This is a genomic window from Erwinia sp. SLM-02 (genome assembly GCF_037450285.1).
In the GTDB taxonomy this organism is placed as follows: domain Bacteria; phylum Pseudomonadota; class Gammaproteobacteria; order Enterobacterales; family Enterobacteriaceae; genus Erwinia.
In genome coordinates this window covers 1-443 of record NZ_JAQISN010000030.1, presented here as the reverse complement: position 1 = coordinate 443, position 443 = coordinate 1, and the positions used below count along the sequence as shown (strand labels likewise).

At 55.5% G+C, this 443-nt stretch carries 1 rRNA gene; it reads left to right on the top strand.

Annotation, left to right across the window (positions count from 1 at the left end):
• Positions 1-443: ribosomal RNA gene (locus PGH32_RS24610) — 16S ribosomal RNA — on the top strand; the annotation flags it as partial.

Genomic DNA, 443 nt, shown 5'->3' with positions numbered 1-443 from the left:
CCTACGGGAGGCAGCAGTGGGGAATATTGGGCAATGGGCGAAAGCCTGACCCAGCAACGCCGCGTGAGGGAAGAAGGTTTTCGGATCGTAAACCTCTGTCCTAGGGGACGAAGGAAGTGACGGTACCCAAGGAGGAAGCCCCGGCTAACTACGTGCCAGCAGCCGCGGTAATACGTAGGGGGCGAGCGTTGTCCGGAATTATTGGGCGTAAAGGGCGCGTAGGCGGCCTGATAAGTCTGGAGTGAAAGTCCTGCTTTCAAGGTGGGAATTGCTTTGGATACTGTTGGGCTTGAGTGCAGAAGAGGAAAGCGGAATTCCTAGTGTAGCGGTGAAATGCGTAGATATTAGGAGGAACACCAGTGGCGAAGGCGGCTTTCTGGACTGTAACTGACGCTGAGGCGCGAAAGCGTGGGGAGCAAACAGGATTAGATACCCCAGTAGTC